This is a genomic window from Halomonas flagellata (genome assembly GCF_022487945.1).
Lineage (GTDB): Bacteria > Pseudomonadota > Gammaproteobacteria > Pseudomonadales > Halomonadaceae > Halomonas > Halomonas flagellata.
Window position 1 is genome coordinate 214,444 of sequence record NZ_JAKVPY010000004.1, and the last position, 21,627, is coordinate 236,070.

The 21,627-nt window shown below is 68.0% G+C and carries 18 protein-coding genes; 2 read left to right on the top strand and 16 right to left on the bottom strand.

The window, feature by feature from the left end; translation table 11 throughout:
* Positions 1-28: 28 nt before the first annotated feature.
* The 5 genes from pqqE to pqqA all read right to left on the bottom strand — a co-directional run bounded on the left by pqqE (position 29) and on the right by pqqA (position 3,333).
* Entirely contained in the window at positions 29-1,177 is a 1,149-nt protein-coding gene (gene pqqE / locus MKP05_RS04925; RefSeq protein ID WP_240567296.1) for a pyrroloquinoline quinone biosynthesis protein PqqE, read from the bottom strand.
* Positions 1,174-1,455 (bottom strand): pyrroloquinoline quinone biosynthesis peptide chaperone PqqD, encoded by a 282-nt coding sequence (gene pqqD / locus MKP05_RS04930; protein WP_110282321.1) that lies wholly within the window; start codon positions 1,453-1,455, stop codon positions 1,174-1,176. The genes pqqE and pqqD overlap by 4 nt, the downstream gene beginning before the upstream one ends.
* Positions 1,452-2,228, bottom strand: coding sequence for a pyrroloquinoline-quinone synthase PqqC (pqqC, locus tag MKP05_RS04935; RefSeq protein ID WP_110282322.1), 777 nt, complete (start codon positions 2,226-2,228; stop codon positions 1,452-1,454). The genes pqqD and pqqC overlap by 4 nt, the downstream gene beginning before the upstream one ends.
* 23 nt (positions 2,229-2,251) lie before the next feature.
* Positions 2,252-3,181: a pyrroloquinoline quinone biosynthesis protein PqqB gene (gene pqqB / locus MKP05_RS04940; protein WP_110282323.1), complete on the bottom strand. Its 930-nt coding sequence runs from the start codon at positions 3,179-3,181 to the stop codon at positions 2,252-2,254.
* Positions 3,182-3,261: 80 nt separating this feature from the next.
* Positions 3,262-3,333, bottom strand: a complete 72-nt coding sequence (gene pqqA, locus MKP05_RS04945) for a pyrroloquinoline quinone precursor peptide PqqA (protein ID WP_102629406.1) — start codon at positions 3,331-3,333, stop codon at positions 3,262-3,264.
* A gap of 309 nt (positions 3,334-3,642) precedes the next feature.
* Between pqqA and MKP05_RS04950 the strand changes: the two genes are divergently transcribed.
* Complete coding sequence (locus MKP05_RS04950) at positions 3,643-4,143, top strand: hypothetical protein (RefSeq protein WP_146218651.1); 501 nt, start codon at positions 3,643-3,645, stop codon at positions 4,141-4,143.
* A gap of 141 nt (positions 4,144-4,284) precedes the next feature.
* On the opposite strand, the gene MKP05_RS04955 is transcribed toward MKP05_RS04950, so the two are convergent.
* The 3 genes from MKP05_RS04955 to ptsP are packed head-to-tail and all read right to left on the bottom strand — an operon-like array spanning position 4,285 to position 9,880.
* Positions 4,285-6,042 (bottom strand): PTS fructose-like transporter subunit IIB, encoded by a 1,758-nt coding sequence (locus MKP05_RS04955; protein ID WP_240567297.1) that lies wholly within the window; start codon positions 6,040-6,042, stop codon positions 4,285-4,287.
* On the bottom strand, positions 6,039-7,013 hold the full coding sequence (pfkB, locus tag MKP05_RS04960; protein WP_240567298.1) for a 1-phosphofructokinase: 975 nt from the start codon (positions 7,011-7,013) through the stop codon (positions 6,039-6,041). Before pfkB ends, MKP05_RS04955 begins: the two co-directional genes overlap by 4 nt.
* Positions 7,013-9,880 carry a phosphoenolpyruvate--protein phosphotransferase gene (gene ptsP, locus MKP05_RS04965; protein ID WP_240567299.1) on the bottom strand — a complete coding sequence of 956 codons (2,868 nt, stop codon included), beginning with the start codon at positions 9,878-9,880 and terminating at the stop codon, positions 7,013-7,015. Before ptsP ends, pfkB begins: the two co-directional genes overlap by 1 nt.
* Positions 9,881-10,086: 206 nt before the next feature.
* Here ptsP and cra point away from each other — a divergent pair, with 206 nt between their 5' ends.
* A complete protein-coding gene (cra, locus tag MKP05_RS04970) occupies positions 10,087-11,109 on the top strand; it encodes a catabolite repressor/activator (RefSeq protein ID WP_240567300.1) in 1,023 nt (340 codons plus the stop codon).
* Here cra and MKP05_RS04975 read toward each other — a convergent pair.
* From MKP05_RS04975 to MKP05_RS05010, 8 genes are all read right to left on the bottom strand, one after another.
* Positions 11,095-13,254 carry an ATP-binding protein gene (locus MKP05_RS04975; RefSeq protein WP_240567301.1) on the bottom strand — a complete coding sequence of 720 codons (2,160 nt, stop codon included), beginning with the start codon at positions 13,252-13,254 and terminating at the stop codon, positions 11,095-11,097. The genes cra and MKP05_RS04975 overlap by 15 nt on opposite strands.
* Positions 13,255-13,289: 35 nt before the next feature.
* Positions 13,290-13,808, bottom strand: coding sequence for a putative pterin-binding protein (locus MKP05_RS04980; protein WP_240567302.1), 519 nt, complete (start codon positions 13,806-13,808; stop codon positions 13,290-13,292).
* Between the two features lie 88 nt (positions 13,809-13,896).
* Positions 13,897-14,415 (bottom strand): lysozyme inhibitor LprI family protein, encoded by a 519-nt coding sequence (locus MKP05_RS04985; protein ID WP_240567303.1) that lies wholly within the window; start codon positions 14,413-14,415, stop codon positions 13,897-13,899.
* Between the two features lie 101 nt (positions 14,416-14,516).
* Complete coding sequence (locus tag MKP05_RS04990; protein WP_240567304.1) at positions 14,517-15,344, bottom strand: DUF2189 domain-containing protein; 828 nt, start codon at positions 15,342-15,344, stop codon at positions 14,517-14,519.
* 211 nt (positions 15,345-15,555) lie between these two features.
* Positions 15,556-15,984, bottom strand: coding sequence for a universal stress protein (locus tag MKP05_RS04995; protein WP_240567305.1), 429 nt, complete (start codon positions 15,982-15,984; stop codon positions 15,556-15,558).
* Positions 15,985-15,997: 13 nt separating this feature from the next.
* On the bottom strand, positions 15,998-18,592 hold the full coding sequence (locus tag MKP05_RS05000) for a TRAP transporter permease (protein ID WP_240567306.1): 2,595 nt from the start codon (positions 18,590-18,592) through the stop codon (positions 15,998-16,000).
* A gap of 148 nt (positions 18,593-18,740) precedes the next feature.
* Positions 18,741-19,718: a TAXI family TRAP transporter solute-binding subunit gene (locus tag MKP05_RS05005; protein ID WP_240567307.1), complete on the bottom strand. Its 978-nt coding sequence runs from the start codon at positions 19,716-19,718 to the stop codon at positions 18,741-18,743.
* A 227-nt stretch (positions 19,719-19,945) separates the two neighbouring features.
* Positions 19,946-21,334: a KamA family radical SAM protein gene (locus tag MKP05_RS05010; protein ID WP_240567308.1), complete on the bottom strand. Its 1,389-nt coding sequence runs from the start codon at positions 21,332-21,334 to the stop codon at positions 19,946-19,948.
* Positions 21,335-21,627: the final 293 nt, after the last annotated feature.

Below are 21,627 nucleotides of genomic sequence, written 5' to 3' on the forward strand. Positions count from 1 at the left end.
CCAGACTGCGGGGGAAGGCCCCAGCGCCTCAGCCACGACAGAAGACCCGCGACTCCCGGGCATTGCGTGACACCAGCTCGCCGAGGCTTCGGGCCTCGCCGTCGGCCTCCGCGCGGGCAGCCTCGATCAGGTGGTGATCCGGCGACCGGTCGCAGACCGGGTCGGTGGCGGAGAGGTCGCCGGTCAGCAGGTAGGCCTGGCAGCGGCAGCCGCCATGGTCCTGGTGGCGTTCGTCGCAGTCGCGACAGGGAGCCGGCATCCAGGCATCGCCGCGGAAGCGGTTGAAGGCGGCACTCTCGTACCAGATCGCCGCCAGCGAGTGCTCAGGCACACGGGGGAAACGCATCGGCAGGTCGCGGGCGCTATGGCAGGGCAATACCGTGCCGTCGGGGGCCACGGTCATGAAGATCGCTCCCCAGCCGCCCATGCAGGCCTTGGGGCGATCCTCATGATAGTCGGGCACCACGAACAGCAGGCGCATGTCCCGGCCGCGGGCCGCGAGTGTCGCGCGCCAGCGTGCGGTGGTGGCCTCCGCGGCCTCGATCTGGGCGCGGCTGGGCAACAGCCCGGCGCGGTTGAGCTGCGCCCAACCGTACATCTGGCAGTTGGCCAGTTCCACGGCATCGGCGCCGAGGTCGTCGCACAGCGCAATGATGGCATCGAGGTCATCGATGTTGTGGCGGTGCAGCACCACGTTGAGCACCATCGGGTAGCCGGCGGACTTGACCGCCCGCGCCATGGCCAGCTTCTTGGCATGCGCCTTGGGCGAGCCGGCCACCGCCGCGGCGACCTCGGCATCGCCGGCCTGCAGGCTGATCTGGATATGGTCGAGGCCGGCCTCACGCAGCGCGACGATGCGTGCCTCGTCGAGGCCCAGCCCCGAGGTGATCAGGTTGGTGTAGAAACCCAGCTGGCGTGCCTCGGCGACCAGCGCCTCGAGGTCGTCACGCACCAGGGGCTCGCCACCGGAGAAACCCAGCTGTACGGCGCCCATGGCACGCGCCTGGCGCATCGTCTCGATCCACTCGTCGGTGGAGAGTTCGTCGCGGTGCGCGGCGAAGTCCAGCGGGTTCGAGCAGTAGGGGCACTGCAGCGGGCAGCGATAGGTGAGTTCGGCGAGCAGCCACAAGGGGGCGCCGACCGAGTGATCGCGAGGCGTCATGCGGGGGTCGCTCATGTCGCCTCCGTCTCGCGGATCCAGCCCTGGTGCAGGGCGTCGGCGACGAAGTCGTGAACGTCGCGCTCCAGCCCCTCGTCGGCCTCGGGGTAGCGTTGGCGCAGCGCCGCGAGCACCGCGGCCAGGTCACGCTCGCCGTCGAGCAGGCCGAGCACGGCGCCGGCACTGTCGTTGAGCTGCACCATGCCCTCGGGATAGAGCAGCACATGGCGCCCCTGGGCCTCCTCCCACTGCAGGCGCCAGCCGGGTTTCAGGCGATAGACGGTCGCGACGTTCATGACAGCCCCCGATGATGGACGCGCCGGTCGGTGACGCTGTGATAGGGCGCCCGGTCGAGCTGGTAGGCCAGCGTCATGGCGTCGAGCATCGACCACAGCACATCGAGCTTGAACTGCAGGATCTCCAGCGCCCGTTGCTGGGTCTCGACCGTCGTGCACACCGCCAGCGCCACCTCCAGGCCGTGCTCGACGTCGCGACGCGCCTCCTTGAGCCGCTTGCGGAAGTAGGCGTAGCCGGCCGCGTCGATCCACGGATAGTGCCCCGGCCAGGTATCGAGCCGGCTCTGGTGGGCCAGGGGAGCGAACAGCTCGGTCAGCGAGGAGATCGCCCCCTCCTGCCAACTGGCGCGACGCACGAAGTTGACGTAGGCATCCACCGCGAAGCGCACGCCGGGCAGCACATGCTCCTGGGCCCACAGCTCCTCGCGCGACAGGCCCACCGCCTCGCCGAGCGCCAGCCAGGCCTCGATGCCGCCGGCGTCGTCGCCGTGACCATCATGGTCGAGCAGCCGCTGGATCCAGCGCCGGCGCGTCGCGGCATCCGGGCAGTTGGCCAGCAGCGCGGCGTCCTTCTGCGGAATCATCACCTGGTAGTAGAAGCGGTTGGCCACCCAGCCGCGGATCTGCTCGGGCGTGGCGCGGCCCTCGGCCATGTCGACCTGATAGGGGTGGTGGATATGGTAATAGTCGCCCTTGGCCAGCAGCGCGGCGCGGAAGGCCTCGGGCGACAGCGGCGCGGTGGCGGCGGGTGAGGTGGCGGGGGTTGCAGTCATGGCAGGCTCCCGGCAATGCCGATTCACAGCGTCAGTCGCATGCCGTCGTAGGCGACCTCGATGCCGTGGGCATCGAGCGTGGCCCGCTCGGCAGAGGTCGCGTCGAGAATCGGATTGGTATTGTTGATATGGATGAGGAGGCGGCGGGTGGTCTCGGGCAGGGCATCGAGCTCGGCGATCATGCCCCCTTCGCCGGCCAGCGCCAGATGGCCCATCTCCGCCCCCGTCGACTGCCCGACCCCCAGGCGCTGCATCTCGTCGTCGTGCCACAGGGTGCCATCGATCAGTACACAGTCGGCCCGACGCATGAAGCCGCGGACCTCGTCGGTCAACCGGCCCAGCCCCGGGGCGTAGAACAGCGTGGCACCGCCGGCGTCGTCCTCGATGAACAGTCCGAGGTTATCGCCCGGAGTGGGCGAGCCGCGACGCGGCGAATAGGGCGGCGCATTGCTGTCCAGTGCCACCGCGGTGAAGCGCAGCCCGGGGCAGCTCGGCACGGTGAACGTCGCCTGGCGATGCTCGCCGTCGAGCAGGATCGGCTGCCAGCGCAGTCCCCCTTGCCAGTGATCCAGCATCGGGAACAGCGGGAAACCGGTGCTCAGGTCGTGATGCACGCCGGGCGTGCACCATACATCCAGCGGGCAACCCTCGCGCAGCGACAGCAGGCCGGTGACGTGATCGATCTGGGCATCCACCAGCAGCACCTCGGCGATGCCGCTGTCGCGCAGCCCGCGGCGCGGATGCAATTCGGGCGTGGCGGCCAGCTGGGCACGGATGTCCGGCGAGGCGTTGCACAGCAACCAGCGCTGGCCATCGCTGCTGATGGCGATCGACGACTGGGTACGCGGCGTGACGGTCGGCTCGCCCTGCCGTGCCCCCCGACAGTTCGGGCAGTTGCAGTTCCACTGCGGCAAGCCGCCGCCCGCTCCGGACCCCAGTACCAGAATCTGCATGCGTGATCTCCTCGTTGGCTCGTGCTCGATGCCCCCGGTGGCCCGGCGCTGTTCCACAGCGCCGGGCCGGGTCGTGGCCTTCAGCGGTTGGCGATATAGAGGGTGACCTCGAAGCCGAGACGCAGGTCGGTATAGCTAGGCTTGGTCCACATGGGAATGCTCCTCTGATGGGCGGTTTGTCGTTGGCAACTGCCAGGTACAGTTAAGCATCCTCGCCGCCCCGGCGACCCGGTACTTTGGAAGGAATCGGGCTCGTCCCTTGGTGCCCGGGCAAGGGTCGCGCGCCCCGGCGACTCGCCCCACCGGGCGAGCGTCGCCATTCCGGCGAGCATGAACCCCTCTGGTACTTTGGGCGACATGACGGTGAAGTTGACAGGTATCAAGGGCAGGGACGGCCCGGGGGGCCTACCCTGTGCTGACGGAGCCCGGAAGAGGCCCGAGTGACAAAAGGAGAGAAACCCGTGCCACCGCTCACTTCAAACGACACCACCCACGCCTGCCCGACAGATGAACAACTTCGCCTCGCCCACGACCACGAGCACCGCGAGATGCAGCGCTATCGCGGCCTCGCGCTGAGCTTTCTGCCCACGCGCCCCCGGGTCAGCCGGCTGATGGCCGCCATCGGCGTCGAATGCGAGCAGCGACTCGCCGCGCTGGAGGTCCTGGCCGACCACCTGCAACTGCGCCACTGCCTGCCGGTCGCCCGTCCCCGCCGCTTTCGGTTGCCGGAAGCCCACCGTCTCCATCTCTTCATCGCCAACGACGCCATGGCCTGCCAGGCCCTGGGCTATGCCCTGGCCGCCGCCCACCACTCGCGCCAGTTCAGCGAGCTGCTGGTGAAGTTCTGCCACACGCCGGAACTCGAGGCCCTGCTCGAGCGCTTCGTCGAACAGAAGCGCAACGAGTGCCGTCTGCTGGAAGAGGCCCAGGACTCCGCCTACGCTGCCTCCGCCTGGGCCTGATCACGACGTACGCACCCGCTGCTCGAGCACCATGATGGTCCAGTCGCCGCTGCCGCCGCATCATGGCGATTCACGGGCATCGAACGCAGAACGCCCCCGGATCCTGGCGACCCGGGGGCGTCTCGTTGCACCGCCAGGCGGTCAGGCGTTGGCCTGGCTGGCCTGGATGGCCACCGCCTGCTCACCACGCTTGATCGCCGCGTAGCCCAGGCCGGTAACCAGGGAGCCGATCACGATGGCCGCCAGGTAGAGCAGCACCGGGGTGATGGCGTTGGGGATCAGCAGCACGAAGATGCCGCCGTGGGGCGCCATCAGCTTGGCGCCGACCAGCATGGAGAGGGCACCGGTGATCGCGCCGCCGGCGATGCAGGCCGGGATCACCCGCAGCGGATCCTTGGCGGCGAAGGGAATGGCGCCCTCGCTGATGAAGCACAGGCCGAGGACGAAGGATGCCTTGCCCGCCTCACGCTCGGGCTCGGAGAACTTCGACTTGGCGACGAAGCTGGCGATGCCCATGCCGATGGCCGGGACCATGCCGGCGGCCATGATCGCCGCCATGGGCGCGTAGGTCTCGGAGGCCAGCAGGCCCACGCCGAAGGTGTAGGCGGCCTTGTTGACCGGCCCGCCCAGGTCGAAGCACATCATGGAGCCGAGCAGGATGCCCAGCAGCACGGCGTTGGCGGAGCCCATGTTCTCGAGGAAGGCGGTCAGCGCCGAGAGGATTCCCGCCACCGGCTCGCCGACGATGTAGATCATCACCAGGCCGGTCACCAGGCTCGCCACCAGAGGAATGATCAGGATCGGCTTGAGCGACTCGACGCTGGACGGCAGCTTGACGCGCTGGGCCACCGCCTTGGCCACGTAGCCAGCCAGGAAGCCGGCCAGGATACCGCCGATGAAACCGGCGCCGATATTGGCCGCCAGCATGCCGCCGATCATGCCCGGGGCGATGCCGGGGCGGTCGGCGATGGAGTAGGCGATGTAACCGGCCAGCACCGGGATCATCAGGGTGAAGGCGGTGCCGCCGCCGATCTGCATCAGCGCCGCGGCCAGCGTGCCCTCTTCCTTGAAGGCCTCGATGCCGAACACGAAGGAGAGCGCGATCAACAGGCCGCCGGCCACCACCATGGGCAGCATGAAGGAGACCCCGGTGAGCAGGTGCTTGTAGACTCCCTTTTCCTTGACGCTCTTCTGGGCCTCGCCCTTGCCGGAGGAGGCGGTGCCGGCGCTTTCCACCTCGGCCTGCTCGAGGGCCGCCTCGATGGTCGGCTTGGCCTTCTTCAGGGCGTTGCCGGTGGAGGTGCGGTAGATGCGCTTGCCGGCGAAGCGGGTGGGATCCACCTCGATGTCGCAGGCCAGGACCACCACGTCGGCTTCCGCGATCTCCTCTTCGGTCAACTGGTCCTGGGCACCTACCGAGCCCTGGGTCTCCACGCGGATCGCATGACCCAAGGCCTTGCCGGCTTCGCTCAGGGCTTCCGCGGCCATAAAGGTATGCGCCACCCCCGTCGGGCAGGCGGTCACGGCGACGATCCGTCGGCCGCCCGAGGCGGCCTGCGGTGCGGCGGCCTCGTCCTCGGCGGGCGGCTGGAACTCGGAGGCCTCGCGGCTGGCCCGCTCGAGGAAGGCGCGCGGGTCGGGCAACGCCTGGTCGATGGCCGCGCGATAGAGCCGCTTGCCGGCAAAGCGCTGGGGCGCAGGCACATGGTCGGCGGCCACCACCACCAGGTCGGCGTCGGCGATGGCCTCGGCAGTGACCGGCGTGAGCGGCTCGAGCTCACCGTGCATCTCCACGTGGGTCTGCCAGCCGAGTCGCTCGGCGGCCTGTTCGAGGCGGCGGGCGGCGAGGAAGGTGGTGGCCATGCCGCTGGGGCAGGCGGTGATGATGATGGTATTCATACGAGTGCTCCCCCTGCATCGACATCGTTGAGACGGCGAACGCGGGTCTGTTGTTGGAGTTGAGGAAAATCAGGGGCACGGGGGTCTCCCACGCCCACATGGCGAACGGCTTCGGCGGAGAGTGCCGTGGCCAGCCGCAGGGCCTGGTCGGGCGGGTGCCCCGAAAGCACCCCGTGCAGCATGGCGGCGACCAGGGTATCGCCGGCACCCACGGTGCTGGCCACGTCGAGCCGCGGCGGCAGCGCCTGCCAGGCGCCGCGCCGGCTGACCCAGAGCACGCCCTCGGGGCCGGCGGAGATCAGCGCCTCCTCGACCCCTTCGGCATAGAGCCGGAGCGCCGCCCGGAGCCGGGCATCCGGCGTCGCCAGGGGCATACCGGCCCAGCTGGCGAGTTCGTGCTCGTTGGGCTTGACCGCGGTGGGTCGAGCCCCGATGGCGGCCATCAACGCCTCGCCGCTGGTATCGACCCACACCGGCAGGTCGACCGAGCGCAGGCGGCCGATCAGGTCGGCGAGGCCCGCGGGGGCCCCCCCCGGCGGCAGGCTGCCGGCGATCACCACCGCCTGGGGCCGGCGCACGGGATCTTCCGCGCAACCGTCGAGCCAGTCGAGCAACCGCTGCCAGGCCTCGGCACCGATGGCCGCACCGGGGCCGTTGATGTCGGTGACCCGGCCATCGGCCTCGGCGACCTTGGCATTGATGCGGGTCTCGCCGGGCACCCGGATGAAGGCGTCTTCCACCCCCATGGCCTCGAAGGCGCGCAGGAAAGGGCCGTCGTTGTCGGCCCCGAGGAACCCCGAGACGGTGACCTCGTGGCCGAGGCCGACCAGCACCCGGGCCACGTTGACCCCCTTGCCGGCCGCCGTCAGGTGGCTCTCGCGGGTGCGATTGACCTCTCCGGGCACCAGCCGCTCCAGGCTCACCGACAGGTCCAGGGCGGGGTTGAGGGTCAGGGTCAGGATCCTGGCCATCAGCGCACCTCCAGGGCGTCGCGTACCGCCTCGCTGGTGGCCTGGGCCAGGGCCAGCTCGGCCTGGGCCCGGGCGTCGGCCAGGTCGAACTCGCGCAGCCGCGCCTTGACCAGCGGCACCTGGCGGGCGCTGACCGAGAGCTCGTCGACGCCGAGCCCCACCAGCACCGGCACGGCGATGGCGTCACTGGCCAGCTCGCCACACACACCCACCCACTTGCCTTGGGCATGGGCGGCCGCGACGGTCATCTCGATCAGCCTGAGTACCGCCGGATGCAAGCCGTCGGCCTGGGCAGAGAGCTCGGGATGGTCGCGGTCGATCGCCAGGGTGTACTGGGTCAGGTCGTTGGTGCCCACCGAGAAGAAGTCCACCTCGGCGGCCAGGCTCGGCGCCAGCAGCGCCGCCGAAGGCACCTCGATCATCACCCCGAGCTGCACATCGGTGGTGCGCTCGGTCTCGGGGATCTCGGCCAGCAGACGGTCGTGGATCGCCTTGGCCTGACGGAACTCGGCGAGGTCCTTGACCATCGGCAGCATGATGCGCAGCGGCCTGCCCACTGCCGCCATCAGCAGGGCGCGCAGCTGGGTCTCGAGCACCTCGGGGCGGGTCAGCGCCAGGCGGATGCCGCGCAGGCCGAGGAAGGGATTGTCCTCGTGGGGCACCGGCCAGTAGGGCAGCGGCTTGTCGCCGCCCACGTCCAGGGTACGGGCCACCAGCGGGCGGCCGTCCAGGGCATCCAGGGCCTCGCGGTACTCGCCGATCTGGGTGTCGAGATCCGGCACCTGGGCATGGGCCATGAACAGGAACTCGGTGCGCAGCAGGCCGATGCCCTCGGCGCCGCGTTCCACGGCATCCGCGGCATGGGTGGTGTTGCCCAGGTTGGCGGCGACCTCGACCCGGTGGCCATCGCGGGTGTATGCCTCCTGGTGGCGTGCTTCCCAGGCTTCGGCCTCGCGGCGCTCTCGCTCGGCCAGGCGCTGCTCGGCGGCCTGGCGGCGCTCGGCGGAGGGTGCCGGGGTGACCCGCCCGCGCTCGCCGTCGAGGATCAGCTCCACGCCGTTCTCCAGGGTCAGCACCCGCTTGCCGGCGCCGACCACGGCGGGAATGCCGAGTGCCCGGGCGAGGATGGCGCTGTGCGCGGTGGCGCCCCCCCGGGCGGTGAGCAGGCCGCGCACCCGGCTGGTGTCGAGACGCGCCACATCGGAGGGACCGATGTCGTCCATGACCAGAATATAGGGGTGATCGGGCGGCTCGGGCAGCTCGACCCGACAGAGGATGCCCAGCACCCGCCGGCCGACGTCACGCAGGTCGGCGGCGCGCTCGGCCAGCAGACGGTCGGCGAGCATCTCCTGGGCGTGGGCGGAGGTCTCGATGGCGTTCCACCAGGCGGCCTCGGCGGAGCCACCCTCTTCGATGCTCTCGCGGGCGGCCTGCAGGAGCTCGGGGTCGTTGAGCATCTCCTCGTGCATGGAGAGGATCTGCGCCACCTCGCCACCGCGGGCCTGCTGGACCAGGGCCTCGAGCTGCTCGGCCCCTTCGCGGATCGCCTGTTCGAGGCGACGCAGCTCGACACCGGGATCCGAGGCCCGCTCGGGATAGTCGAAGCGTGGCGTGCGCAGCACGAAGACCGGGGCGATGGCCAGGCCCGGCGAGGCGGCCACCGCCGCGTGGGGTTCATCGGCGGGCAGCGGCTCCGGCGGCGGGGTGTCCTCCTCGCGCGGCTCGATCCGCTCGCGACTCTCGTCGAAGGGCAGCACCTGTTCGCCGAGGCCCTCGGCCACGGCGTTGCAGACCGCCTCCAGCGCCCGGTCGGCGCCCTCCCCCTCGGCGGAGAACACCAGCGGCTGCCCGCGCCGGGCGCCGAGATTGATCACCTTGGTCAGGCTGGTCGCCGAGACCGCCTCGCCGCCCCCCTCGGCCAGGCGCACGCGGATCGTCAGCCCCTGGGCGCGCGCCACCTGCACCAGCTGCTTGGCCGGGCGGGCGTGCAGGCCGTGGGCGTTGAGTACCCGGGCCTGCCGGGTGGTGGCCACGGCGGACTCCCCGGCGAGCCGCGCCAGCACGGTGGCGGCATCGGCCTCGCGCAACTCGTTCGCCGCGCCATTCTCCAGCAGGGCGAGGATGCGCTCCAGCAGGCCACGATGGGTATCTTCCCGGGTGGCCAGGCAGAAGACCCCGGCCACCGCCTCGTCGTCCTGCTTCAGGAGCGACTCGGGCGTGGCCAGCGACAGTGCCGGCGCCGCGACACCACGATCGCTGCTGACCAGCCACAGCCCCTGGCCGAGGTCCCGCGGCGCGCGTTCGGCCACGGCGGCGACGAAGTCGCTGCCCACGCAGCCGGCCTGTCGCAGACGGGCGGCGCCGGCCAGCGCCAGTTCCTGGCGGTCACGGGCGGGAAAGCCCAGGCAGAGGGTGTCGGCATCGAGGCGCGCCTCGACCACCGCCTTCGACAGCAGCCCGGCGATCTCGCCGCAGGAGTCGGCGGCGGCCAACCGTTCGGCCACCCCCTCGCGGTCCAGCACATGGGTCAGCTGGCGCAGGATATCCAGGTGCTCGTCGCTCTGGGCGGCGATGGTCACCAGGACATGGACGCGGTTGCCGTCGTGCCACTCCACACCGGCCGGAAACTGCAGCACCCGAACACCAGTGCGGCGCACGTGCTCGCGGCTCTCGGGCGTGCCGTGGGGAATGGCGATGGCGTTGCCCAGGAAGGTCGAGGACTGGGCCTCGCGGTCGAGCAGGCCATCACGGTAGCCGGGCGCGACCAGGCCGGCCTGGTGCAGGGCGTCGGCGGCACTGTTCAGTGCCGCACGCCAGTCATCGGCCCGGCAATCGAGCAGGATGTCTTCCTGGCGTAGGGTCAACATGGGGATCTCCTGTACGCTCGGGTGACGCGGCGGTGATCGCCTGTCGCTCAGCTCCGGAAATCTTGCCGGCTGAATCGTGTCACCTACAATGATGTAAATGCTGGCTCGATTCGATCTGTTTGGCAAGCCCCCTTTTCTACGACTTTGGCAGGGGGCACCAGGTCCCGACTTGGCATAGAATGTCCCCATTCCCGACAGAGGTTCCCATGACACTCGCTGAAGTAGCCCGCCTGGCCGGGGTCTCGCGCACCACGGCCAGTTATGTGATCAACGGCAAGGCCCAGGAACGGCGTATCAGCCAGGAGACCGTCGACCGGGTGATGGCGGTGGTGCGCGAGCACCGCTACCGGGTCGACGCCCAGGCCGCCGCGCTGCGCCGCGGCTCCAGCCGGATCCTGGGGCTGATCATTCCGGATCTGGAGAACGTCAGCTATGCGCGACTGGCCAAGCGCCTGGAGCGCGGCGCCCGGGAGCGGGGCTATCAGCTGCTGATCGTCGGCTCCGACGATCAGCCCGAGAGGGAGCGGGAGCTGGCCCTGGCGCTGCGTGCCCAGCGTTGCGAGGTGCTGATCACCGCCAGCTGCCTGCCGATGGAGGATCCCTTCTATCGCGAGCTGATGGCCGATGGCCTGCCGGTGGTGGCGATGGACCGCGGCTTCGATCCGCGGCACTTCGCCAGCGTGGTCAGCAACGACCGGGAGGCCGCCGAACGGCTGACCCGCTCGGTGCTCGACGATGACGTGAAACGCATCGCCTGGCTCGATGCCGTGCCGCACCTGTCGATCAGCCAGGAGCGTCGCGCCGGCTTCCAGCAGGCGCTGGCCGGCAGCCATGCCGAGGTGATCAGCGCCGCGGCCGAGCGCTACGACCGTACCGAGGGCGCGCGCCTGATGCGCGAACTGCTCGACCGCCATGGCCTGCCCGATGCGCTGGTCATCGCGTCCTACACCCTGCTCGACGGGGTCTTCGATGTGCTGCTGGAGGATGGAGGCCTGCCCCAGGCACTGCGCCTGGCCACCTTCGGCGACAATCGCCTGCTCGACTTCCTGCCGCTGCCGGTCAACTCGGCGGTACAGGATCACGAGCGCATCGCCGCCGCGGCCCTGGTCAGTGCCCTGGCCGCAGCCCGGGGCGAGTACCGCCCGGGCCAGCAGGTGATCGCCCGTACCCTGAGGTGGCGACTGCCGGAACGCACGCCTCGCGCGCCTGCCCCCTTAACGGGTCGGTGACCAGGCCTCCAGGTCCGAACAGGTGGTCGTCAGGCAGCCGCGCAGGGCCCCCAGGACGGCGGCGGCTTCCGCCAGTCGTCCATCCCTGCCAATGTGTTCCAGACGCAGGGCCAGACCGGCCACCTTCACCGCTCCCAGGCTCGAGGACTCTCCCTTGAGCTGGTGAGCCAGTCCCCTGACGCGCTCCGCGTCCTCCTCCGCCACGGCCCGCTCCAGCTCCGCCAGGCGGTCGGTGGCCTGGCGGCGGTAGAGCGCGATCAGCGCTGCCAGGCTCGCGTCCCCGAGGCTCTCCTGGAGGGCCGCCAGCGCGGCCGGGTCCAGCGGCTGATCGGCGGCGACCGGCCCTTTCGGCCTGACGGGCAGCGTGCCGACATGCTTCAGGTGGCGATGCAGGGTCGCCACCAGGGCATCCTGGAACAGCGGCTTGGTCAGATAGCCGCTCATGCCGGCCGCCAGGCAGCGGGCCTGCTCGCCACCGGGGCCTCCGGCGGTCATCGCCACGATCGGCACTTCGGCCGACCAGCCGTCGCGCTGGCGCAGGCGACGGGTCACTTCCAGGCCATCCAGGTCGGGCATCTGAACGTCCATGAAGATCAGGTCGAAACGCTCCCGGGTCACCCGCTCCAGGGCATCGCTGCCGCGCTCCACGAGGCTCACCTTGCAACCGAGGCGCTCCAGCATCGCCACCGCCACCTGCTGGTTGACAGGGTTGTCCTCGACCACCAGCAGGCTCGCTTCGTCGAGATGCACCGGGCGCGGCGCCGGCTCCTCGCCTGCCGTCAGCAGGGGCTCGAGCGGAGCCGCCACCAGCGGCAGCGTGAACCAGAAGCGGCTGCCCAGGCCGGGCTCGCTCTCCACGCCGATCTGCCCGCCCATGGCCTCCACCAGGCGGCGGCAGATCGCCAGGCCGAGGCCGGTGCCGCCGAAGCGACGCGCGGTGGAGGCCTCGCCCTGCTGGAAGGGCTCGAACAGCCGGGACAGCTGGGCGGGCTCGATTCCACAGCCGGAATCGATCACCTCGAAGCGGATCCGGTCCGTCCCGCCGGCCGACACTTCGAGGCGGATCTCGCCCTCGGTGGTGAACTTGATGGCATTGGAGAGCAGGTTCAGCAGTACCTGGCGCAGGCGGCCGGGATCGCTGACCACCCGGGCCGGCAGCTCGGGATCCAGGCGGCTGACCAGTTGCACGCCGCGGGCCTCGGCACGGTGGGTGAACAGCGCCATGGCTCCGTCGGCCAGCTCGGCGAGCTCCAGCGGGCGCGACTCCAGCTCCAGGCGACCGGCCTCGATCTTCGAGAAATCGAGCAGGTCATTGATCAGTTCCAGCAGCAGGCCGGCACTGTCGTGGATGGTGTCGGCGTAATGGCGGGCGCGCCCCTCCAGCGGCTGGTCGAGGAGCAGGTCACTCATCCCGATCACCCCGTTGAGCGGCGTCCGGATCTCGTGGCTGACCGTGGCGAGGAATTCCGACTTGGCCTGGCTGGCCGATTCGGCGCTGCGCGCCGTGACCTCGAGTTCACGACTGAGCGCCTCGAGGGTACGCCGGGCGGCAGCATTGTCACGGGCCTCGCGGAACAGGAAGACCACCACCAGCAGCGCCGCCACGCTCATGGCCAGGATCAACACCAGCAGTAGCGCGTAGAGCGTCTGCAGCTGCTCACGCTCACGGGTGCTCGTGTCGGCCAGGTGGCCGTTGAGGGCGATGATCAGCCGCTCGGTGCTCACCCCCAGGGCCTCGAGCTGCCGGTCCAGGGTGAGCCGGACGTCGCTGTCCAGGCTCTCCAGCCGTTCGATACTGGCATCCAGCGCCTCGATCCGCTCCTCGATCTCGTCCATCAGCCCGATGGCCACGGGGATGGTATCGATCAGCTCGGTGATATCGCCTCCCCGCAGCAGGGTGAGACGGCTGTAGAGCAGCTCGAAGCGCAGCCTCAGCTCCTCGAGGTTGCGGTCCCTCTGCCCCAGGTAGTTGCGCAGTTGCACCGTGTCGCGGTCGAGCTTGTAGGCATGCCAGGTGGTATCGCCGCCCACGCTCTGGGCCAGGCTGTCCTGTCGCCAGGAGACCAGTCCGACCACTACCAGGGCAGCGGCAAAGAACAGCAGCGCCGCCATGGCACCCAGCTTCAGGCGCAGGGGGTAGAGCATCGATGACAGCATCCGGGGATCAGCCCACCCGGGGCTCAGGGCACATGCAGGCGCTCCACCTGCCAGACCGAGCGGAAACGGATCGTCTCGGTGAGCAGTTCGGGATGATCATCGAAGGGGTAGAGCACGAACAGCGGCCCGAAGTCGCGGATCGCCATCTCCTCGCCGTTGCGCGTCATGGCCAGGATGACGTCATAGTCATGCAGGTCGGCGACGGGAATCTCGGCTTCGTAGTCGTTCAACGCCCGTACCCGCACGCGATCGCCATTGGCGCCGACGGCAGCCAGCACGGCCCTGAACAGCGGCCCTTCGTAGCGTCCCGGCCCACTGTGCCAGGGCGTGTGCGTCTCTATCACCATCGGTGAGAGGGTCATGAGCATGTCGCGGTCGAAGCGGGCCTCGTCTCCCACATTGGGGTGGTCGATGTCGCCGCTGACGGTCAGGATGATCTCTCCGGTGGGCGGCGGCAACGCGGAAGCTTCGGCCGATACGGAGGCCAGCAGGACGGCAACGATCAAACCGAGCAGAACACGCGACGTGGCTCTCTGGCGCATGAAATCGATCCTGTAAGAGCTAATGGATGCCGCCAAGACTACGCGATTCGCGGGCAAAGGTCAGGGGCCGTACGCGATATGCAGGCGCTCAGGACGAGGGCTCATCGTCCCCGGGCGCCGTCTCGTGGACCGCCTCCAGGCCGTCCAGAAGACGCTGCAGACGATCGACCCGTACCTCGAACACGGCATTGCGATGCAACTGACGCGCCAGCGGGATGAGCTCGGGGTCGCCCAGCTCGGCCTCCTCGAACTGGGCGTGGTAAGCCTCGATGAACGCCAGATCGGCGTCGCGGCTGGCCTGCCAGGCCAGATCACTCGCTTCCAGCGCCTCCCGCGCCTCGCCGCCGAGCACACTGGCCAGGCGCGCCGTGAGACGCTCGACCTCGTCCTGCCACTGCGGCTCGGCGGCTTCGGCGCAGGCCAGCATCGACTCGGGCAGCCAGTCGCCCTCCTCCATGCAGCCATCGATCCGATGCGCGATGGGATGACTGGCCGGTGCCGGTGGCGCCTTGACGCGCTCGGCAAGCGCCGGCACAGCCAGCAGGCAGAGCGCCAGCAGGCCGGAGAAACGGAGAACGGAAAGCGGGTTGAAACGCGGCTGTAGCATGGTGGCATCCGACGGCCCAGAACGAAGGGGGCGATGAACGCCCCCAGCATAGCCCTGCCCGACAGGGAGCGCGAACGCCCCCCGAGGTTGCTCATGGCCCGTTAGCCGGACAGTTTCTCGGCGCCCTCCACCGGCTCGATACGCACCAGGTCCTCATAGGCATGCCAGCTGGCGTGCCCGAGCACCGGCAGAATCAGGGCCAGGCCGATGTAGAAGGTCATCACCCCGACCAGCACGCAACCGGTGAGAATGACGGCCCACAGCAGCATGGGGCGGAAGTTGCGTGCCACCGAACGCACGCTGGCCTCGATCCCCTCCATGAAGGTCAGGTCCTGGTCCATCAGGGTCGGAATCGCCACCACGCTGATGGAGAAGGCCCCGAAGGCCAGGATGCCACCGATCACGGTGCCCACCGCGATCATGCCCAACCCTTCCGGGGTGGTCAGCAGCGAGGCGTAGAGGGTTGCCGGACTGGGCACCTCGAAGCCGAAGAAGAGGGCGAACAGCAGGGTTGCCAGACGGATCCAGGCGAGGAAGAAGATCATCATCATCACGCCCATCATCGCCAGCTGACTGGCGTGGGGACGCCAGGCACCGAAGGCGTCACCCAGGTGCGGTGCGCGACTGGCCTCCAGGGCCCGGCTGATGCCGTAGGACCCCACGGCCACCAGTGGCCCCAGGAACATGAAGCCGGCCACCAGCGGTAGTAGCCAGTGCCAGAGGTCGAGGGTGATGGCACCGGCGGTGATGGCGATACTCAGCCCCACCCAGAACATCCCGTAGGCCAGGCTGACGGCCGTGGCCCGGCGGAAATCCTCGAATCCCGCCGCCAGCCAGGCCCGCGGCCTGTCCATGCCCACCGGGTTGATGGTGATCTTGACCCTGGGCGCTGCAGCCTTGTCGTGCGCTTTTGTTGGTGCCGCATTCATGGTTCACCCCTGTATTCCGCCAGAACAGTATCCCGCCAAAACAGCTTCCGCCGAGTACAGCCCGTCGAGGCCGGGCCTGGTATGGCGACATCGGCATGCGCCCTGATGCCACCGTCCGTCTCCATTGGTACAGCTTCAATGTAGTTGACCGCGGTTATTCCTGCCGTCTCGCTGGCCAACGCAGCGAGGCGCCCCCGTCAGGCATCAGCGTCTACCTGACGATCATCACCGAGATCCTGGTGTGATGCACCACATGCTCGGCATTGGGGCCGAGCAAGTAATCGGCGAACTTGCGCTTGCTGTGGGACGCCATGACGATCAGGTCGACATCGAGCTTCTTCGCCGCCTTGATGATCGCCTCCCAGGGCGAGCCATCGACGATCACGCTCTGCGCCTTGATGTCATCCGGCACATGCTCCTCGATGAACTTGTGTTGCGCCTCCGACAACGCCTCGTGAGCTTTCTCGGCGAAGCCCTCCGGGAAGTAGGAGCCCACCAGCGGCATGCGGTAGTCCGGCAGCACCGTCACTACGTGCAGCGAAGCGCCGAAGCTGCGACACAGTGCCAGTGCCGTGGGCAGCGCCTTCTTCCAGGAGCTCTCCTCGTTGAGGTCCACCGGCAACAGGATCTTGCTGTACATGGCGCGGTCTCCTTCAGACTGTCGCCTCGGCGGCGCTGTGATCACGCCGCCGGCGCTGCATCAACACCACCAGCCCGAACAGCACGAAGGCCGGTATCCATATCCACTCCTTGGTCCAGCGGTCCACCGGCGCCAGCACCTCGAGGATCTCCTGGTCGAAGTCGAAGCCGAGATCGGCGGCCTGGCTGCCATAAGCGACCATGTCGACCATCGCACGCCCGTCCTCGATGATCAGCTCCATCCCCAGATTCTCCAGACGCTCCTCGCCCGACTCGCCGGCCGGCACCGGCAACTGCATGTAGCTGGTCACGGGATCGCCGAAGGCATCCTCGCCCCGGATCTGCAGGCGCAGCGTGCTCTCCTCGTCGACATCGCCCAGCGCCTCGACGATCTGCCCGGGCGGTATGGACTGGTAGGGATCATGGATCATGTCCATCCAGAATCCCGGCCGGAACAGGGCAAAGGCCACGACCAGAAGCAGGATGGACTCGTACCAGCGGCTGCGGGTGATCATGAAGCCCTGGGTGGCCGCGGCGAAGATCAGCATGGCGATGGTCGCCACGACGAAGACAACGATGCCCTGCAGGACGGTGACCTCGATGAGCAGCAGATCGGTGTTGAAGATGAACAGGAATGGCAGCGCCGCGGTGCGCAGGCTGTAGTAGAAGGCCTGGAAGCCGGTGCGGATCGGGTCACCGCCGGAGACGGCCGCCGCGGCGAAGGACGCCAGGCCCACCGGTGGCGTGACATCGGCCATGATGCCGAAATAGAAGACGAAGAGGTGCACGGCGATCAACGGCACCAGCAGGCCGTTCTGTTCGCCCAGTTGGACGATCACCGGTGCCAGTAGCGCCGACACCACGATGTAGTTGGCCGTGGTGGGCAGGCCCATGCCGAGGATCAGGCTGAGCACCGCGGTGAACAGCAGGATCAGCATCAGGTTGCCCATGGAGAGGATCTCCACAACGTCGGCCAGCACCAGGCCGACCCCGGTCTGGGAGACCGCGCCGACGATGATGCCGGCGGTGGCCGTGGCGATACCGATGCCGATCATGTTCCGCGCACCGGTCACCAGGCCGTTCCACAGGTCCATCAGGCCCTCGCGGATGTCCGCCGCCAGGTCGCTGCGACCACGGAAGAGTGCCGTGACGGGACGCTGGGTGACGATGATGGCGATCATGAACATCGTGGCCCAGAAGGCGGACAACCCCGGCGAGAGGCGCTCGACCATCAGACACCAGATGAGCAAGATCACCGGCAGGATGTACTGCAGGCCGACCATCACCGTGGGCTTGGTCTGTGGCAGCTTGAAGATGGGCTCGGTGGGGTCATCGAGCTCCAGTTCGGGATAGCCCGAGGCCACCTTGAGCAGACCGACATAGACGGCCGTCAGCACCACCGCCACCACCCAGGGGGTGGCGTCCCCCAGCAGGGGCTTGAGCCAGCCCAGGCCGTAGTAGACCACCAGGGCCACGACCATCATCATCAACAGGCCGCCGAGGAAGCCGACCACCTTGCGAATCAGTGGCTTGGGCGGGTTGCTGCTCTGCAGCCCCTGCAGCCCGGCCTTGAGGGCCTCGAGATGGACGATGTAGATCAGCGCGATGTAGGAGATCAAGGCGGGCAGGAAGGCGTGCTTGATCACTTCGACGTAGGAGATCCCGACGTACTCGACCATCAGGAAGGCCGCCGCCCCCATCACCGGCGGCATGATCTGGCCATTGACGGAGGACGCAACCTCCACCGCGCCGGCCTTCTCGGCGGAGAACCCGACCCGCTTCATCATCGGCACGGTGAAGGTGCCCGTAGTCACCACGTTGGCAATCGACGACCCCGAGATCAGGCCGGTCATCCCCGAGGCCACCACGGCGGCCTTTGCCGGCCCGCCCTTGTAGTGCCCCAGCATCGAGAAGGCGACCTTGATGAAATAGTTGCCTGCCCCAGCCTTGTCGAGGAGGGCGCCGAACAGCACGAAGAGGAACACGAAGCTGGTCGAGACCCCCAGGGCGATGCCGAACACGCCCTGGGTAGTCAGCCACTGGTGATTGATCAGGCCAAAGAGGCTGACCCCCCGGTGGGCCAGCACTCCCGGCATATAGGGGCCGGCCAGGGAGTAGATGATGAAGATCGAGGCGATGATCATCAGCGGCGGCCCCAGGGCCCGTCGCGTCGCCTCGAGCAGCAGCAGGATACCTGCCACGCCGATGATGACGTCCTGCAGGATCGGCGCGCCCGGACGCTGGGACAGTTGTTCGTAGAACATGAACATGTAGGCACCGCAGAAGGCCGCAGCCGCCGCGAGGACCCAGTCCTGGACGGGAATGCGATCACGGGGCGAGCGCTTGAGTGCCGGATAGGCCATGTAGGCCAGGAAGAGGGCGAAGGCCAGGTGAATCGAGCGAGCCTCGGTGGCGCTGAAGACACCGAACCTCAACACGAACGGCAACGGGGAGGCGATCCACAGCTGGAACAGCGACCAGGCCGCCGCAATGCCCAGCAGCAGCTTGCCCGGCGTACCGGCCGGCCTGCGGGCTCCCGTGTCGCTCGAGGCGACCATGTCCTCCAGGTCGACATCCGCCGTGCCGGACGCTTTCTTGTCGTCAGTCATAGCTAGCCCTGCCCACAGTCGATTGACGTGTCGTCCATCTCGGGTATCGCTCTCGCCGACCCCGCTTTCGGCGCCACCAACGAGATGCGCGGACCCCCGCAGGGGTCCGCGCACCGATCATCGAAGGTGAAGCCTGTTCATGACGGGATCACTCGATCCAGCCCTGTTCGCGATAGTAGCGTGCAGCACCCTCGTGCAGCGGTGCGGAGAGCCCCGAAGAGATCATCTCTTCCGGCTCCAGGTTCTCGAAAGCCGGATGCAGGCGCTTGAAACGATCGAAGTTTTCGAACACCGCCTTGACGGCCTCGTAGACGATTTCCTCGTCGGCCTGGGCGGTGGTCACGAAGGTGGCGGCCACGCCGAAGGTCGGGACATCCTCGTCGTTGCCCCTGTAGAGCCCGCCGGGAATCACCGATTTGGAGTAGTAGGGATACTCCTCGACCAGGCCTTCGATGGCCGGGCCATCCAGCGGAATCAGGCGTGAGTCGACGGTAGTGGTGGCCTCCTGAATGGAACCGTTGGGGTGACCCACCACATAGACCATGGCATCGACATTGTTGTCGGCCAGTGCAGCGGCCTGTTCGGCGGCATCGAGCTGTGATGCCAGCGCGAAGGTGTCCTCGGTCCAGCCCTTGGCATCCATCACCACTTCCATGGTATTGCGCTGACCGGACCCCGGGTTGCCGATATTGACGCGCTTGCCTTCCAGGTCGTCGAGGCTCTCGATGCCGGAGTCGGCGCGGGCCAGCAGGGTCAGTGGCTCGCCATGGACACGGAAGACCGCACGCAGATCCTCGTAGGCGTCGCCCTCGAAGTTGCCGGTGCCGTGGTAGGCCTGGTACTGGACGTCAGACTGGGCAACCCCCATGTCCAGCTCACCGGACTTGATGCCATTGATGTTGGCCACCGAGCCACCGGTGGACGGCGCGTTGCAGCGGATGTTGTGCTCATCGCTGCCACGATTGATCAAGCGACAGATCGACTGACCGACCACGTAGTAGACGCCGGTCTGGCCACCGGTACCGATGGTGATGAATCGCTCCTGAGCCACTGCCGGCGCGGAGAACATCGCGGCACCCAGCAGTGTGCCGGTAAAGGCAGCAGCGGAGAAAGCATGGCGTTTCATGAACACACCTCTTGACGTTGTGGACAAGCGTTGCTGATTGGCAGCCCGGTAACCGATGATCGCCGACGGCTAGACCGCACTCTTCTACTTTAGCGAAAAAACGCCTGTTTGATGCGACCTTTTTACGGCATGTTCGAAGTCTAGTCTCCACCAACGTTTAGGGAACGTTAATTTTCACGGCTCCCGAGAGTCGCAATCGCGGGGAGACACCGCCTCCCCGCGTCCCCTCAGGACGCCTTCATGATCAGCGCCTGCTTCGCATCCTTCATGGCGACGAAGTCATCCTCGAAGAAGAAGCGCTCCTCGCCCAGGGCGGGCTCGAGATGATTGAGCCAGGTGGCGGCCTCGTCGTACTTGGCGAAGAAGGGCCGCTGCACCCAGTCGCTGTCGCGCCCCTGGATGAAGCGCAGCACGAAGACCTTCTCGCCGTGGATCTCCGCCACCCCCTGGATCTCGACCTTGCCCGGATCGGCGGACATCGACGGCCCACGCGCGGTACGCGCCAGGCCCGGCACCTGCTTGATGGCCTCGCGGTAGATCTCCCAGGCGCGCACCAGCGGCACCTCGAAGTAGTGACGAGCACCGGTGTCGCGCTCGACGAACAGGTAGTAGGGAATCATCCCCAGGCGCACCTGGGTGGTCCACATCCTCGCCCACTGGTCGGCGTCGTCGTTGATGTGGCGGAGCAAGGGCGCCTGGGTGCGGATCTCCGCCCCGGTGGCGCGGATGCGGCGGATCGCCTCGCGGCAGATCGGCGTCTCCATCTCCTTCCAGTGGTTGAAGTGCGCCATGAAGGCCACGTGCTTGCCTGCCGCCGTCAGCTCGCGGAACAGCTCGAGGACATCCTCGGCGTCCGTGTCGGTGACGAAGCGGTAGGGCCAGAAGGTCAGGCTCTTGGTGCCGATGCGGATGTCCTGGACGTGGTCCAGCTCGGGCGCCATCAGCCCCTCCAGGTACTGGCGCAGGTGCTTGGCCTTCATCACCATGGGGTCGCCGCCGGTCATCAGCAGGTCCGTGACCTCGGTGTGCTCGGCCAGGTAGCGATGCAGCGAATCCGCCTCGCTGGAGGCGAACTTGAGGTCCTTGTCGCCGACGAACTGCGCCCAGCGGAAGCAGAAGGTGCAGTAGCTGTGACAGACCTGGCCCTGGCTGGGGAAGAACAGCACCGTCTCGCGGTACTTGTGCTGCATGCCGGGTAGCGGCTCGCCATCGAGCAGCGGCAGGTTGAGGTCCATCTGCCCTGCCGGGTGAGGGTTGAGCTCGCTGCGGATGCGCTCGATCACCGGCTTCATCTCGGCCGTCGTCGCCTCGCGGCGCATCAGCGCGGCGACCTCGTCGAAGTGCTCGGGCCTGAGCATGCCTCGCTGGGGGAAGGTGAGCTGGAAGACCGGATCCTCGGGGATGTTGTTCCAGTCGATCAGCTCCTCGATCACGTATTCGTTGACGCGAAACGGCAGCACCTGGCTGACGACCCGCATGTCGAAACGCAGGTCGTCAGGCAGGCTCTGGATCGCCTCGATCTTGTCGAGCTGGCGATGGGTATAGACCTTGAACTGACGGGCCGCGAAGACGTCGGCCTGGGAATCGCCGAGCTCGATGTTCACGCGTTGGTTCATGCCACCTCCTCCTCTGTAGTCTCGCACGGCTCGGGGAAGCGCCCTGCGCGACGACTGATCACAGCCGGTGCGCCGGTCGAGGACCGGCGCACCGTGAGTTGTTCGGGGGGAGGCCATTGGTACAGACCTGGCGGGTGACTTGCAAGTTTCTGCGCCGATTTGCAACGAATGTCGCGAAACAAAACACAAAACGCAACGAACCATTCATGGCAGGCACTCGCGGGAGGAGCCCCGGCCTTGATGCCCCGCTACGGTGGGCACCAGACTGAAGACACAGCCCCTACCAGGAGGAA